Source organism: Streptomyces sp. NPDC058619, from assembly GCF_042717785.1.
Taxonomy (GTDB): domain Bacteria; phylum Actinomycetota; class Actinomycetes; order Streptomycetales; family Streptomycetaceae; genus Streptomyces.
Map to the genome: position 1 here is coordinate 124,737 of NZ_JBHXQN010000015.1, position 15,296 is coordinate 140,032.

The 15,296-nt window shown below is 71.8% G+C and carries 13 protein-coding genes and 1 pseudogene; 11 read left to right on the top strand and 3 right to left on the bottom strand.

Features of this window, described 5'->3' with window-relative positions:
• The first annotated feature begins 79 nt into the window (after positions 1 to 79).
• Both ACFWTC_RS17595 and ACFWTC_RS17600 read left to right on the top strand, forming a co-directional pair.
• Positions 80 to 681, top strand: a pseudogene (locus tag ACFWTC_RS17595) (ATP-binding protein).
• A 323-nt stretch (positions 682 to 1,004) separates the two neighbouring features.
• The gene (locus ACFWTC_RS17600; protein ID WP_383926507.1) at positions 1,005 to 1,979 is read left to right on the top strand and encodes a DUF5926 family protein; all 975 of its coding nucleotides are present in this window, start codon (positions 1,005 to 1,007) and stop codon (positions 1,977 to 1,979) included.
• Between the two features lie 180 nt (positions 1,980 to 2,159).
• On the opposite strand, the gene ACFWTC_RS17605 is transcribed toward ACFWTC_RS17600, so the two are convergent.
• Together ACFWTC_RS17605 and ACFWTC_RS17610 are read right to left on the bottom strand one after the other, a co-directional pair.
• Positions 2,160 to 2,732, bottom strand: coding sequence for a hypothetical protein (locus tag ACFWTC_RS17605; protein ID WP_383926504.1), 573 nt, complete (start codon positions 2,730 to 2,732; stop codon positions 2,160 to 2,162).
• A gap of 110 nt (positions 2,733 to 2,842) precedes the next feature.
• Positions 2,843 to 3,598, bottom strand: coding sequence for a bifunctional DNA primase/polymerase (locus ACFWTC_RS17610; RefSeq protein WP_384027747.1), 756 nt, complete (start codon positions 3,596 to 3,598; stop codon positions 2,843 to 2,845).
• A 470-nt stretch (positions 3,599 to 4,068) separates the two neighbouring features.
• On the opposite strand from ACFWTC_RS17610, the gene ACFWTC_RS17615 reads away from it, so the two are divergent.
• Both ACFWTC_RS17615 and ACFWTC_RS17620 read left to right on the top strand, forming a co-directional pair.
• A complete protein-coding gene (locus tag ACFWTC_RS17615; RefSeq protein ID WP_383926499.1) occupies positions 4,069 to 5,598 on the top strand; it encodes a PP2C family protein-serine/threonine phosphatase in 1,530 nt (509 codons plus the stop codon).
• 92 nt (positions 5,599 to 5,690) lie between these two features.
• Entirely contained in the window at positions 5,691 to 7,157 is a 1,467-nt protein-coding gene (locus tag ACFWTC_RS17620; protein ID WP_383926496.1) for an aminopeptidase P family protein, read from the top strand.
• A 113-nt stretch (positions 7,158 to 7,270) separates the two neighbouring features.
• Here the strand turns inward: ACFWTC_RS17620 and ACFWTC_RS17625 are convergent, their stop codons facing one another.
• Positions 7,271 to 7,717, bottom strand: a complete 447-nt coding sequence (locus ACFWTC_RS17625; protein WP_383926493.1) for an ATP-binding protein — start codon at positions 7,715 to 7,717, stop codon at positions 7,271 to 7,273.
• Between the two features lie 263 nt (positions 7,718 to 7,980).
• Here ACFWTC_RS17625 and ACFWTC_RS17630 point away from each other — a divergent pair, with 263 nt between their 5' ends.
• The 7 genes from ACFWTC_RS17630 to pheA all read left to right on the top strand — a co-directional run bounded on the left by ACFWTC_RS17630 (position 7,981) and on the right by pheA (position 15,093).
• Positions 7,981 to 8,799: a hypothetical protein gene (locus ACFWTC_RS17630; RefSeq protein WP_383926491.1), complete on the top strand. Its 819-nt coding sequence runs from the start codon at positions 7,981 to 7,983 to the stop codon at positions 8,797 to 8,799.
• 107 nt (positions 8,800 to 8,906) lie between these two features.
• On the top strand, positions 8,907 to 9,635 hold the full coding sequence (locus ACFWTC_RS17635) for a YcnI family protein (protein WP_384027749.1): 729 nt from the start codon (positions 8,907 to 8,909) through the stop codon (positions 9,633 to 9,635).
• Between the two features lie 68 nt (positions 9,636 to 9,703).
• Complete coding sequence (locus ACFWTC_RS17640; protein ID WP_383926485.1) at positions 9,704 to 10,357, top strand: SCO family protein; 654 nt, start codon at positions 9,704 to 9,706, stop codon at positions 10,355 to 10,357.
• A complete protein-coding gene (locus ACFWTC_RS17645; RefSeq protein ID WP_383926482.1) occupies positions 10,354 to 10,821 on the top strand; it encodes a copper chaperone PCu(A)C in 468 nt (155 codons plus the stop codon). Before ACFWTC_RS17640 ends, ACFWTC_RS17645 begins: the two co-directional genes overlap by 4 nt.
• Before the next feature lie 22 nt (positions 10,822 to 10,843).
• On the top strand, positions 10,844 to 12,832 hold the full coding sequence (locus tag ACFWTC_RS17650; protein ID WP_384027751.1) for a copper resistance protein CopC: 1,989 nt from the start codon (positions 10,844 to 10,846) through the stop codon (positions 12,830 to 12,832).
• The gene (gene efeB / locus ACFWTC_RS17655; protein ID WP_383926479.1) at positions 12,757 to 14,115 is read left to right on the top strand and encodes an iron uptake transporter deferrochelatase/peroxidase subunit; all 1,359 of its coding nucleotides are present in this window, start codon (positions 12,757 to 12,759) and stop codon (positions 14,113 to 14,115) included. The genes ACFWTC_RS17650 and efeB overlap by 76 nt, the downstream gene beginning before the upstream one ends.
• A 42-nt stretch (positions 14,116 to 14,157) precedes the next feature.
• Positions 14,158 to 15,093 (top strand): prephenate dehydratase, encoded by a 936-nt coding sequence (gene pheA / locus ACFWTC_RS17660; protein ID WP_383926476.1) that lies wholly within the window; start codon positions 14,158 to 14,160, stop codon positions 15,091 to 15,093.
• The last annotated feature ends 203 nt before the right edge of the window (positions 15,094 to 15,296 follow it).

Consider the following 15,296-nt stretch of genomic DNA (forward strand, 5'->3'; position numbering starts at 1 on the left):
GTTTTGCCCTCCTGTCACCACTAGCCCTCCGGTAACAGGGAGTGCACCGGCGCATCCGCTCCGCATTCGACCGCCGCGAGTGCGTCAGAGGCCTCCGCTACGGCGGTTTCCGGTCCAGGCCAATGGGGCATCCAGACCATGCGTGGGGCTAAGGAGGTTCCGGGGGTGGCGTTGGTGGTGGCACAAGAAGTGCCCACGTCGTCGTGCATGGTCGTACGCCATGGCCCTGCTGGCGTGGGCGAGGCGAGGCACCGGATGCGCGAGGAATTGCGTCTCTGCGGGGTGTCCGAATCGGTCATGGACGATGCCGTACTGATCCTGTCCGAACTGCTCAGCAACGCCTGTCGACACGGCAGGCCGCTGGGTTCACGGGAGATCGGCGACGGGGAGATACGCGCCGGATGGCGCGTCGACGGGGCGGGGCGGCTGACGGTCGAGGTCACGGACGGGGGCGGGCCCACTCGCCCTGTCCCAGCCACGCCCTCGGTCACCGCGCGCGGCGGCCGGGGGCTGAACATCATCAGCGCTCTGGCACAGACCTGGGGTGTCCGGGATGGAGCGGCGGGTGAGGTCACCGTCTGGGCGGTCGTTGCCTGTGGGGCCCGGCACGACGATTTCGCTACGCGCGTCGCGCCCCCGGCGATCGACTTCGGCACGGCGTTCGGCGAGCCCGATTCCTGACGTCGGACCGACCTCAGAGCCAGCCGCAGAACCGACCGCACAAGCGACCGCGAACGCGGAAACGACCGGTAAGGCAACTGCGGAGGCGATCGCGTGACAACCGTCGCCCGATCAGAAACGTCAACGATCGACCGCAACTGACCCGCAACTGACAACAACCCGCGCCCAACAGTGCGGAGAGCAGTACGGCCCGCGACAAGAGCGGCCGCCCGGGAGCGCACGCCGACCGTGCTCCCGGCCGCACCCACCGGTTCCGGCGGTACGAACGGCTAGGCTCGCGCCCAGACACGACGCCGTACCGCCGCAACCGGGAGACACCCACGATGGCCAAGAAGCGCCCCGCAGCCAAGACTGCAAAGCCGCAGCTCAACAACGGTGAGATCCCGGTGGTGGGCGCTCGCGAGCCCTGCCCCTGCGGATCCGGGCGCCGCTACAAGGCGTGTCACGGCGCAGCTGCCGCACACGCCGTCACCGAGCACGTGCAGCGCCCGTTCGAAGGCCTGCCGGGCGAGTGCGACTGGGTCGCGCTGCGCGAGCTCGTTCCCGCGGCCACCGTGCCGCTCACCCTCAAGGCCGGTCTGCCCGAGGGCGTCCCGTCCGTCACCCTGGTGACCGTACTGCCCCTGGCCTGGCCGGCGCTGCGCCGCGAGGACGGGTCCGTACTGCTGGCCCTGCAGAACGAGTCATCCACCGGGGACCTCGGGCGGGACATGGCCGACACCCTGGAGCGCGCGCTCGCCGCGGAACCGGGTACTCCCGTTCCGGCCCGCCGGGTTCCCGCCGAGGGCCCGCGACTTCAGGACCTCCTGGACACCGAGGGCGGTTTCGAGCCGGTTGTCCACAGCGGATTCGAATTCTGGATTCCGGAATCGGAGAGCGCGCAGAGCGCCTCTCCGGAGCTCGCCGCCTCCCTGGAGCGCGCGAACGCGGCGGCCATTCCCACCGTCAAGCTGGCCGGCGTGGACGCGGCCTACTGGTGCGAGACCCCGGACAAGAACCACCTGCGCTGGGTCATGCCGCACCCCGAGGAGAAGCTACTCGACGCGCTCGCGCGGCTGCACGCCGCCGGCACCTCCTCGCTGGGCGAAGGCACCCGGCTGGTCGGTTCCTTCCGCGCGCACGGCCTGATGGTCCCGGTCTGGGACCTGCCCACCGGCGTCACGGCCGACGACGTCGAGAAGCCCGCTGCCGAGCTCGCCGAGCGGCTGGCCACGGCTCTGGCCACGGACGCACCGCTGACCACCGAGGAGCGCCGGGCGCGCGGCGGGCTCACCAACCGCCAGGTCACCCTCAGCTGACCGCGGCACCCGTGCGGGACCGGTGACCGGAGTCACAACTCCCGCTAATCGTCTGCAAATCGCTGTCTGAATATCAGAGATCGAATTTGCGAACAGGCGATCTCTTGTTACCGTTCTTGTAGCCCGGTCGCTGGTGCATCCCCCGTCGCCAGCGACCGGGCGCTTGATTTTCGACGGTTCTCAACCGTCGGACGGTGCCGGTGAGTTACTCCCGGACCGCAGCAGCAACTCGCCTTCATCATCCGGAACTGCAAACTCCGCTACGGCCGAGTAGCTTTCCGGCTTCCCGGCGGAGTCGTCCCTCGGCGTCTCGCACAGACCGGGCTCGTCTCCCGCCCCGACCGCGCAGCGGATCTGCACCGTGCGCCCTGCCGGACCCATCACGGTGAGCACCGCGTCGAGCGCGCGACCACTCGTGTTGCGGTAGTAACTACGGCCCCACGTACGCCCTTCGCCGACTAGCACGCAGGTCTGTGCCTCCACGCCGTGGGGCGAGGACACCTCGGGCCCGCAGCTGGAGTCCGTACGGGGCTGCTCGGCCGGCCCGGGCCGCTCGCGGCCGGACACCGCAGCCGGTCCCGAGGACGGCGCGGACGCGGTGCGCGCGGCGTCCGAGAGTCCGAGCGTCGAGAGCAGGCCGCCGCCTTTCCCGTCGTCCTGACCGGCGATATCCGGGCCTGCGATCGCACCGGCGAGCGGAAGCGACAGGATGATCAACACACCGGCGCCGATACCGATCAGGCGGAGATTCATTCGCCGAAGATAGCGATCCGGGAATGGGGCGCGGAGAGCTCCGCGCCCAATTCCCTTGCAAACTCGTTCCGCTGGCACCCGTACGAGTGATCCGCCCGGTCCCGGACGGGTCAGTACGCGAGCCTGCTGCCGCCGCCCGGGGCGCCGCTGCTCGCCTCGACCAACGCGTCCACGACGGCCTCGACCTCGGGCAGCCAGGGGGTCCGTGCCGCGCCACCCGCTTCTGCCGCGCGCGTCAGCCGGGGCCGGGTCCGGGGCTGCGACTCCGGACGCGGTTCCCGCTCCCAGCGGACCTGGCCCCCGCCGGACGCGGCCGAGGGCGGCAGCAGCACGTAGCCCCCCTCGCCGTGGAAGCGCAGGGAGGACGGCACGTGGTCCTTGGCGTAGAGCAGCTCGCCGAGCCGCTCCAGGGAGTACGGCGCCACCAGCAGCGACCACCGGGTGGGCGTGGCCACGACCGGCCCGAGCCGCAGGCCCTGCGCGTCCAGCCGTACGAGGGCCTGCGCGCCCGCGGCCGCCGGCAGGCTCACGGCGCACGGGGCGGTCCCCCCGGTGGCCAGCAGCACGGGGGCGGCGGGCCGGTTGGTCCACCACCAGGTGATCATCCGGGGATCGGTGGTGGCGGCGAGGAGCCCCGGGTCGAAGGGGTGCGCGCCGGGGACGACGCAGTCGGGGTCGGGGCAGGCACACCGCGATCCGTCCGCGGCCGACCGGCCGATGCCGGGCAGGACCGGCCACTGCCACGTAGTGGCGCAGGTGAGCGCGGCGTCGAGGAGATCCGGCGCGCCGCTGCGCCCCCGGGCCGGATGCAGGGATGGAAACCGATCGCGGAGCCGCTGGAGACGCCTTCCGAGGATCTCGCGCATGAGCGCTCGTTCCTTTCCGTTGAACGCCGAGGGCCACATCACACCATGTAACCGATGTCTCACCGCACGTACATGTTTCGCGTCACTGTCCGCACTGTTCGCCAGAAGCGGGTTCGCACTGTTCGCGCAGTCTCCTCGCGGTCCGCCGAACAGCCGACGGGGGCGGAACGCGCCCCGTACCGGTACCGAGACCGGCTGCCGCCGTTAAGGACGACGGCCCGCGCCGGGTGGTTCCCGACGCCCGCCGGGGCGTCGCCGCGGAGGTACCGCGACGCTGCCTGATGACCGACGGATGGCCGTCGGGAGGCGTCAACTGGCCCCGGGCGCTGCCGAATACGTACCCGGGCCCCTGGTGGAGCTCGCCCAGTCGACCGCAAAAACCGTCGGGTTCCAGCTTTTTCCGGCCAAGTTCTAGCCTTGGCTCGACCGTGAGTTGCCGTTCCGCGAACACCAGAATTGGCACCTGGGCAATGCTGGACATGCATCCACGTGTGCGTGTAGATGTGGATTCCTTGATGGCGGCGCAGCACGATCTGGGGGTTTGCGATGCTATATGGCGAATCGCACCAGGTGGAAAGGCGGACGCCATGAGCGCCCCGCATCTGCCGAAAGTGGCTGGAATCGATCCGGCAGTTACCGCGTCACCGCAAACTGCGGCGCCCGCACCCGCCCGGAGCGCGCCCGCGGCAGTGCCCGCGCCCGCCCCGGGCAGCCTCATCCAGGACCGGCTCGCGGGCATGGTCTCGGACCTCACCACCCTCCACGAACTCACCGAGCGCCTGGCCCGCGCCAACGACCTCGACTCCTCCCTCCGCGAATTCCTGCGCGCCGGGGCCACCCTCGTCGGCGCCCGCCGCGGCCTGATCGTCCTGGAGCCCTCCGACGGACTGGGTCCCACCACGACGATCGGCCTCGGGCTCGGCCACGCCGACCTCGGTCACATCGAGACCGTGCCGCGCAGCGCGACCTCGTACGGCCGCATCCTCGACGGGCTCCCGGACGCCGAGGGCGGCTTCGAGGTGCTCCCCGAACCGGGTGCGCCCGCGGGCACCGGCGGCTTCGCCGCCCCCGTCGACCCCCGCCACCGCGAGGTGGCCGCCCGCCTCGGGTACGCCGCCAGCTACGCGCTGCCGCTCACCGCCGAGGCAACGGGCCGGCTCGGCGCCGCCGTGTGGCTCTACGACGAGCAGGCCGAGCCCAGCGACCGCCAGCGCGACCTCGCCGGGCTGTACGTACGGCACGCCGCCGAGCACCTGGCCCGGATGCTGGAGGTGGAGCGCTCCCGCTCCGGCCTGGCGACCGTCGCCGAGGAACTCCTGCCCAGCAGGCTCCCGCGGATCCCCGGGGTCCAGCTCGCCGCCCGCCACCACACCGGGCCGCGCGGCGGCGGGGACTGGTACGACGCCCTGCCGCTGCCCGAGGGAGCACTGGGCCTGGCCGTCGGCTCCGTCACCGGGTCCGGGCCCAGCGCCGTCGCCGCGATGGGCAGGCTGCGCGCCTCCCTGCGCGCCTACGCGGTCATGGAGGGCGAGGACCCCGTCGCGGTCCTGTCCGACCTGGAGCTGCTGCTGCGCCTGACCGAGCCCGCGCGCTCGGCCACCGCGCTCTTCGCGTACTGCGAGCCCGCCCAGCGGAAGATCATCCTGGCCGGGGCCGGACACACCCCGCCGCTGCTCACCGGGGAACGGCGCACCGAGTACGTGGAGACCTCGCTCTCCGCGCCGCTCGGGATGCTGTCCTGCTGGGAGGCGCCGAGCGTGGAGATCGAGCCCGCTCCCGGAGAAACGGTGCTGCTGTACACGGACGGCCTGCTGCGCCGCACAGGCGACCCGATGGACCGGGCCTACGCCCGGCTGCACGCGGCCGCCGCAGGGGTTCCCCGCGCCGTCCGGGACGATCCCGCGGCCCTCTGCGACCACATCCTGCGGACCGTGCTGCCCGAGCGGGAGCCAGCCGACCTCCCCGAGGACATCGTGCTGCTCGCCGCCCGATTTGAGTGATATGGCACATGCCCTCCGGGCGTCTTCCGCTCACACATACGATGGATGAGGTCCACACCCAGGTCCGTGCCTGTCGTAGCTGAGGAGAAGACGTGGCTGACGAGCTCACCCCGGAGACCCCGGAAGAAGAGCAGCCTAAGAAGAAGCACAAGCAGCGCAAGAACGGTCTGTACCCGGGCGTCAGCGACGAACTTGCCGAGAGCATGCGCACCGGATGGGCCGACACCGAGCTGCACGGCTTGGAGCCGATCCCCCAGGCCGCGCACACCGCCGCGCGCCGGGCCGCGCTGTCCGCGCGCTTCCCGGGCGAGCGCCTCGTCGTCTCCGCGGGTCGTCTGAAGACCCGCTCGAACGACACCGAGTACCCCTTCCGCGCCTCCACCGAGTACGCGTACCTCACCGGTGACCAGACCGAGAACGGCGTCCTGGTCCTGGAGCCCACCGGGGAGACCGGCCACAGCGCCGCCGTCTACCTGCTGCCCCGCTCCAACCGGGAGAACGGCGAGTTCTGGCTGTCCGGCCAGGGCGAGCTGTGGGTCGGCCGGCGCCACTCCCTCACCGAGGCCGAGCAGCTGCTGGGTATCCCCGCGCGGGACGTCCGCGAGCTCGCCGAGTCCCTCACCGAGGCCGAGGGCCCGGTCCGCACCGTGCGCGGCCACGACTCCGTCATCGAGTCCGCCCTCACCGACAAGGTGACCAAGGAGCGCGACGAGGAGCTGCGCGTCTACCTCTCCGAGGCCCGCGCCGTGAAGGACGACTTCGAGATCGGCGAGCTGCAGAAGGCCGTCGACTCCACCGTCCGCGGCTTCGAGGACGTCGTGAAGGTCCTCGACAAGGCCGAAGCCACGTCCGAGCGCTACATCGAGGGCACCTTCTTCCTCCGCGCCCGCGTCGAGGGCAACGACGTCGGCTACGGCTCCATCTGCGCCGCCGGTCCCCACGCCTGCACGCTGCACTGGGTCCGCAACGACGGCGACGTCCGCTCCGGAGACCTGCTCCTGCTCGACGCCGGTGTGGAGACCCACTCCCTCTACACCGCCGACGTCACGCGCACGCTGCCGATCAACGGCGCGTACACCGACATCCAGCGCCAGGTCTACGACGCGGTCTACGCGTCCCAGGAAGCCGGCATCGCCGCCGTGAAGCCGGGTGCGAAGTTCCGCGACTTCCACGACGCCTCCCAGCACGTGCTGGCCGAGAAGCTCGTCGAGTGGGGCCTGCTGGAGGGCCCGGTCGAGCGCGTCCTGGAGCTCGGTCTGCAGCGCCGCTGGACCCTGCACGGCACCGGCCACATGCTCGGCATGGACGTCCACGACTGCGCCGCCGCGCGGACCGAGGCGTACGTCGACGGCACGCTGGAGCCGGGCATGTGCCTGACGGTCGAGCCCGGTCTGTACTTCCAGGCCGACGACCTGACCGTGCCCGAGGAGTACCGCGGCATCGGCGTCCGGATCGAGGACGACATCCTCGTCACCGAGGACGGCAACCGGAACCTTTCGGCCGGGCTGCCCCGGACCTCGGTCGAGGTCGAGGCCTGGATGGCGCGCCTCAAGGGCTGATCCCCGGCGGCCGCAGCCGGCCGCGAGGCCGTCACCACACCCTTCCGATGGGCGGGACCCCGAGCGGGTCCCGCCCATCGGCGTACCCGCGGCGGCGTGTACGGCCCAGGCGGCTAGGACACCTTGAGCAGCGCGCCGTCGCGCCACTTCAGCATCTTGTCGAAGCTCACCACCGCGCCGCGTCCCGGCCGGTTGCGGAAGCGCACATGGTCGGAGAGCTCCGCGATCAGGTGCAAGCCCCGGCCGTGCTCGGCCAGGGAGGGTCTGCGGCGGGCCACTGTCGCGGCGGGGAAGCCCGGACCCGAGTCGGTCACCTCGATGCGGCAGCAGTCCCCGTCCAGGTAGGCCGTGACGTCGTACGCCCCGGCCCCGTCGTCCGGGAGACCGCCGCATCCGCCGTGCTCCACCGCGTTCGCGCAGGCCTCGCTCAGTGCCAGCGAGAGATCGAAGGAGATGTCCGGGTCCACCCCCGCGGTCTCCATCGTCCCCAGCAGCAGTCGCCTGGCGAGCGGCACGCTCGCGGCCTCGCGCCTCAAGTGGAGAGACCACCAGATGCTCATACGGTTACCTATTGCCTCCCGCGGGGGGCGGTAAGCGCCCTGCGGCCGACGGAGCGCGCATTGACCTCGTTCAGCCGATGTGGCACGCCCGCGCCGCGGGGTATGCGGGGCGAGTGCGGCGCCGTGCCCGCAGCGGTGGTGGCGCGCGGGCGCGGCCCGGGGTGTCCGTGTGCCGTGCGCGTGCCGTCCGCACAGGGGGACTCATTGGACCTTCCGGACCTGCCGTATGGAGGGCCTAAGCGCAGTGCGATGATGACCGGGCCATGACTGCCCCCCACGCGACGCACGCCGGAGTCGGCCTCCGGCTGATCCGGGCCGCGGTGTTCACCGCGGTCTGCGTCGTGCTGTCCGCGGCCGGGCACGCCCTGGCATCCTGCGCGACCGTGCCCTGGTGGTCACTGTGCATCGGCTTCGTCGCGGTGTTCTCGATCGCCGCCCCGCTCGCGGGACGCCGGCGCACCCTGCCCGGGCTCGCCGCCGGTCTCACCGCCGGACAGCTCGCCCTGCACGCGTTGTTCGGTCTCGGCCAGCACGATGCCACCGTCGCGAAGGCACCGACGCCGAGCGCCGCCGACGCCTCGCTCGCGACGCTCGCCGCCCGGCTGGTGTGCGGCGGCAACTCCGTACCCGTCAGCCCCGCTGACGCCCGGCAGATCCTGGAGACCGCCGGTCTCGATCCGGCCGCGCTCGCCGCCCAGGCCGCGGTACAGGGGCACGGGGCGCACGCGCACCTCAGCCAGGCGGCCGCTGCCGCGCCCGATACCGGCTTGTTCAGCCCGGCCATGCTGGCCGGGCACCTGCTGGCCGCGCTCGGCGCCGGGTGGCTGCTCGGCCGGGGCGACGCCGCCCTGTTCCGGCTCGTCGACCTCTCCCGGCTGTCTCGCGAAGCCGCCCCCGTACGACCGCTGCGTGCCGCACTGGCCTTCGTACGCGCCCTCGGCGCCGGACTCGCGGGCACGGTCTCCCGTACGCCGCGGGCCCTGCGGACCGGTTCCGTGCCCGACCCGGCCACCGGCCGGGCGACCCTCCAGCACACGGTGATCAGGCGGGGGCCCCCCGGCGCGCTCGCCCTCGCAGCCTGACGCGGCACCCCCCTTCCCGGGACACGGGGCGGGCACCGGTGCCGCGAACTCCGTGCGCGCCCGTGCCCGGAGCGAACGCCACCCTGCTTCCGTGGAGTGTTTCTGCCGTGAAGACCTCTCGCGTCTCCTTCGCCGCCGCCCTCGCCGCCGGTACCGTCCTGGTCCTGTCGGGCCCCGCCTTCGCCCACGTCAGCGTGCAGCCCGGCGAGGCCACCCAGGGCGGCTACGCGACGATCAACTTCAAGGTCCCCAACGAGCGCGACAACGCCTCGACCATCCAGCTCGAGGTGAACTTCCCGATCGACCAGCCGCTCACGTCCGTCATGCCGCAGGACATCCCCGGCTGGACCGTGAAGGTCGAGACGAGCGACCTCGACAAGCCGCTCACGGTGCACGGCAAGCAGATCACCAAGGCCGTCACCAAGGTCACCTGGTCCGGCGGCAAGATCGAGTCCGGCAAGTTCCAGCAGTTCCCGCTCTCGGTCGGCAAGCTCCCCGAGAACGCCGACCAGATGGTCATCAAGGCGATCCAGACCTACGACAACGGTGAGGTCGTCCGGTGGATCGAGGAGGCCAAGGAAGGCGCCGCGGAACCGCAGAACCCCGCGCCCGTCCTGAAGCTGACCGCCGCCAAGGCCGACGACCACCACGACGGCGGGGACAAGAAGGCCGACGAGGCCAAGAACGCCGACAAGGACGCCAAGGCGGGCCACGACGAGGCCGCGTCCGAGCACGGCTCCGACACGACCGCGCGGGCCCTCGGCATCACGGGCATCGTGGTCGGGCTCGGCGGTGTCGCCTTCGGCATCGCCTCGCGCCGCCGCCGCTCCGCCTGACCTGACGTGCCCGCGGGCACTGCCCTTCGGACCATCCGTACTTTCCCCGATCCCAGGGACACCTCCTCATGCGCACCACTCGTGTGACGATCGCCGCTCTCGCAGCGGCGGCCGCGCTCACCCTCACCGCCTGCGGCGGTGAGACCGCCAAGACCGGTTCGGTCACCCAGATCTCCGGCGGCCAGAACACTGCCAAGGCCGCGACCGTTCTGGACCGCCCCTTCGCCAAGCCGGAGCTCGTCCTGACGGACACCACGGGCAAGCCGTGGAGCCTGCGCGAGCAGACCAAGAACAAGCCGACTCTCATCTACTTCGGCTACACCCACTGCCCGGACGTGTGCCCGCTGACGATGAGCAACATCGCCGTGGCCAAGAAGTCGCTCCCCAAGGCGGACCAGGACAACCTCCGGGTCGTCTTCGTCACCACCGACCCCGCACGGGACACTCCCGAGTCCCTCGGCGCGTGGCTTCGCTCCCTGGACCCGGCCTTCACCGGCCTGACCGGGGACTTCGCCGCCATCCAGGCCGCAGCACGCTCGCTCGGCATCGGTATCGAGGCCGCCACAACGGGAGCCGACGGCAAGGTCGTCTCCATGCACGGCGCCCAGGTCATCGCGTTCTCGCCCAAGACCGAGGAGGGCTACGTCCTCTACGGCGAGGGCACCACCGTCGACGACTACGCCAAGGACCTGCCGAAGATCATCAAGGGAGAGAACCCGTGACTGCCCGCACCACCCGCACCCTCGCCGTCGCCCTCTCCCTGACGGCCGCACTCGCCATATCCGGCTGTTCCTCCGACGCGGACGAGCCCGCGATGAAGGTCAGCCAGGGCTTCATGCCCGAACCGGTCAACGACAAGATGGCCGGCGCGTTCATGGTCATCAAGAACGGCTCCGCGACCGCCGACAAGCTCACCGGCGCCTCCTCCCCGCTCTCCGGCGATCTCCAGATCCACGAGACGAAGGACCAGAAGATGCAGCAGGTCCCGTCGCTGGACGTGCCTGCCAACGGTGAGCTCCGGCTGGAGCGCGGCGGGAACCACGTCATGTTCATGGGCCTCAAGAGCACTCCGAAGGTCGGCGAGAAGGTCACCGTCGAGCTGCGCTTCGAGAAGGCCGGCCCCGTGAAGGTCGAACTCGACGTGAAGGAACGGACGTACACCGCGCAGAACTCCAACGCCCACTGACGGACCGAGGAACCGACACGCCATGACGGCCACCGCCCCCGCACCTTCCGCGGCCCGCGCCCATGCCACGGCACTCCTGCCGCGGCTCGCGCTGGTCCTCGCAGCCCTGCTGGCAAGCCTGTTCACCGCGGCCTCCCCGGCCGCGGCGCACGCCGCACTCACCGCGAGCGACCCCAAGGAAGGGGCGGTGGTCGCCACGGCGCCCGCACAGGTCTCGCTCTCCTTCTCGGAGCAGGTCGCCATGGGCGACGACTCCATCCGCGTCCTGGACCCCCAGGGCAGGCGGGTGGACACCGGCGAGCTGCGCGACATGTGCAGCGGACACATCATCCGCTACGGCACCGCCCTGAACTCCGGCCTGCCCGAAGGCACGTACACCGTCGCCTGGCAGGCCGTATCGGCCGACAGCCACCCGATCTCCGGCGCCTTCACCTTCTCCATCGGCGCACCCTCGGCCACCAACGTCACGCTCCCCACCCGGGAGGCCGGCGGCGGCCCGGTCGGCATCGCGTACGGGATCGCGCGCTACGCCGCCTACGCCGGCTTCACCGTCCTCGTCGGCGGCGCCGCCTTCATCCTGCTCTGCTGGCGCCGGGGCGCCGGGGCGCGCCCGCTCCAGAAGCTCGTCGTGCGGGCCTGGGTCACCCTGACCGCGGCCACCCTCGCGATGCTGGTGCTGCGCACTCCGTACACCGGGTCCGGGCAGTTCGCCGACGCCTTCGACCTCGCCGGGCTGAAGACCGTCCTGGAGACGAAGACCGGCGCCTCGCTTATCTCCCGACTGCTCCTGCTCGGTGCCGCCGCCCTGTTCATCGCGGTCCTCTTCGGTGTCTACGCACGGCGCCAGCAGGGTGCCGGAACCACCGAGGAGGACAAGGACACCAGCGACCTCACCTTCGGCCTGGCGATCGGCGGCGCCGTGGTCTCGGGCGGCATCGCCGCGACCTGGGCCTTGTCCGAGCACGCCTCCACCGGGATCCAGCCGGGCATCGCCATGCCGGCGGACATCCTGCACCTCCTCGCCGTCGCCATCTGGCTCGGCGGTCTCACCGCCCTGCTCGTCGCCCTGTACAAGGTTCCGGGGATCGAGCGCGAAGCGGTGCGGCGCTTCTCGAAGGTGGCTTTCGTCAGCGTGGTGGTGCTCGCCGTCACCGGGGTGTACCAGTCCTGGCGTCAGCTCGGCAGCTGGTCCGCCCTCACCGGGACGGACTACGGACGGCTGTTGCTCCTCAAGGTCGGCCTCGTCGCCGTCCTGATCGGCATCGCCTTCATGTCCCGCCGGTGGACCGGTCGGCTGCTCGACGGGTCGGCGGGCGCCGAGCGGGAGGACGAGCGGGCCCTCGCACCGCTTGATGTTTCACGTGAAACGACGGGCGGTGTTTCACGTGAAACCGAGGCCGTTTCACGTGAAACGGCGGCAGCGACCTCCTCGGCCGACCCGAAGCGTGCCGCCCAGCTCGCCCGGCAGCACGCCGCCCGTGAGACGGCCCGCGAGAAGCAGGTCCGCGACGCCGACCCTGACCGCGCCGGGCTGCGCCGCTCGGTGCTCGCCGAGGCGGGTGTGGCCGTGATCCTGCTGGCCGTCACCACGGTGCTCACCAGCACCGAGCCGGGCCGCGCGGTGGAGCGCGAGGCCGGGCGAGGCTCCACCTCCACCGCCGTGCCGGACCGCGCGGTCAAGATCACGCTGCCGTTCGACACCGGTGGCCCGAGTGGCAAGGGCGACGTCCGGCTCGAACTCGACCCGGGCCGGGTGGGCGCCAACACCCTGCACGTCTGGGCCGGCTCCCCCGACGGCCGACCGCTCGACCTCCCCGAGGTCAAGGTCGCCTTCACCCTTCCGGCCAAGGACGTCGGCCCACTGCCGCTCGTTCCCGACCGCGCCGCGCCGGGGCACTGGACGGCCTCCGGGGTACAGCTGCCGCTGGCCGGAGAATGGCGCATCGACGTGACCGTACGAACCTCCGACATCGACCAGACGACCGTCCAGAAGACCGCGAAGATCGGCTGAGCAGAGTGACCGAGAGCACCCCCGACATCGAGATCTCCCGGCGACGCCTGCTGGGCACCGTCGGCGCCGCGGGCGCCGCGGGGCTCGCACTCGGCGCCGCCGGTGGCGCCCTCGCGCACGCGGCGGCGACCGACGCGGGAACAGCGTCCCCCGGCGGAGCCGCCGGGAGCCTGTCCTCCCTCGGCGCCACGCAGGTCGCCTTCCACGGCAACCACCAGGCCGGCATCACCACACCGTTGCAGGCCAAGGGACATCTCGTCGCCTTCGACCTCGCGGCGGGCGCGGGACGCACGGAGGCCGCGGCGCTGTTGCGTCGCTGGTCCGACACCGCACGGCTGCTCATGGCGGGCGAGAGCGCCCCGGACTCCGACACGGGTATCGCCCTCGACGCCGGCCCGTCCTCCCTCACCGTCACCTTCGGCTTCGGCCACTCCTTCTTCGAGCGCACCGGCCTCACCGCCCGCCGTCCCGTCGCCCTCGACGCGCTGCCGGACTTCTCCTCCGACCAGCTCGACGGGCGGCGCAGCAACGGCGACCTGTGGGTCCAGATCGGCGCGAACGACGGTCTCGTCGCCTTCCACGCCCTGAGGGCCCTGCAGCGGGACGCCGGGCAGGCGGCCCGTGTCCGCTGGCAGATGAACGGCTTCAACCGGTCCCCCGGGGCCACCGGCACCCCGATGACCGCGCGCAACCTCATGGGGCAGATCGACGGCACCGGAAACCCCAAGCCCGCCGAGCCCGATTTCGACCGCCGCATCTTCGTGCCCGGCACGGGCCCCGGTCCAGCCGAGCACGCCTGGATGGCCGGCGGCTCGTACGCCGTCGTCCGGCGCATCCGTATGCTCCTCGACGACTGGGACAAACAGTCGCTCGCCCAGCAGGAGCAGGTGATCGGCCGGAACAAGGCCACCGGCGCCCCGCTGACGGGTGGCGGCGAAACCACCGAGCCGGAGCTCACCAAGATCGGCGCCGACGGGAAGCCGGTCATCGCGGCCAACGCCCACGCGCGGATCTCCGCGCCCGAACAGAACGGCGGGGCGGCCATGCTGCGGCGCCCGTTCTCCTTCCACGACGGGATCGGCGCCGACGGCGCCCCCGACGCCGGGCTCCTGTTCGTCTGCTGGCAGGCCGATCCGCTGCGCGGGTTCGTCCCGGTCCAGCGGAAGCTCGACCGGGGGGACGCGCTGTCGGAGTTCATCCGGCACGAGTCCAGCGGCCTGTACGCGGTCCCGGCCGCTCCCCGTCCCGGGGAGTACGTGGGGCAGCGGCTGCTCGAAGGGTGAACAGCACCCCGGCGTGGAGCACCCCGGCACTAGGCTGATCACATGACGGCCACGCGCTTCACCTATCTCGGTCCAGAGGGCACTTTCACCGAGGCCGCCCTCCGTCAGCTGCCGGAAGCCGCGACCCGGGAGCTGGTCCCGATGGTCTCGGTGCCGGCCGCACTGGACGCGGTGCGCAACGGCGAGGCCGCGGCCGCGCTCGTCCCGATCGAGAACTCGGTGGAGGGCGGGGTCACCGCCACCCTCGACGAGCTGGCCTCGGGCGAGCCGCTGATGATCTACCGCGAGGTGCGGCTGGCCATCGCCTTCGCCCTGCTCGTGCGGCCCGGGACCGCCCTGTCGGACGTCAAGACCGTCACCGGGCACCCGGTGGCCCAGCCCCAGGTGCGCAACTGGCTCCGCGCGAACCTGCCCGATGCGGTGTGGGAGTCGGCGGCCTCCAACGCCGACGGCGCCCGGCTGGTGCAAGAGGGCCGTTTCGACGCCGCCTTCGCCGGCGAGTTCGCCGCCGCCACCTACGGGCTCGTCCCGCTGGTCACCGAGATCCACGACGCGGAGAACGCGGAGACCCGGTTCGTACTCGTCGGGCGGCCGGCCAGGCCCGCCGCGCCGACCGGCGCCGACAAGACCTCCGTCGTGCTCTGGCTCGCCGACGACCACCCCGGCGCCCTGCTGGAACTCCTCCAGGAGTTCGCCGTGCGCGGGGTGAACCTGATGCTGATCCAGTCCCGGCCGACCGGCGAGGGCATCGGCAACTACTGCTTCGCCGTCGACGCCGAGGGCCACATCTCCGACCGGCGGGTCAGCGAAGCCCTCATGGGCCTCAAGCGCACCTGCCCCCAGGTCCGCTTCCTCGGTTCCTACCCACGGGCCGGCGTCGCTCTGAGTGACGTACGGGCTGCGCGGCCGGGGACCTCCGAAGCCGACTTCACGGCCGCCTCCGACTGGCTGACACGCTGCCTGGACGGCAGGGCGTAGGGCTTCGTCCACTGTCCACAGAGTTATCCACAGGGGGAGATGGCAACCTGGGGACAAGTCGACAGAACAGCACGACAAGGTCGACAAATCGGCTGGAGGTCCAGGTTTCATGCTGGGGAGCAGAGGGTGAACGCTGTCACCCGTGCATCGCCGATCAACTCTTTGGAGCGAGCCATTCCCACCCGAATGAGCGTGTGAGGGTG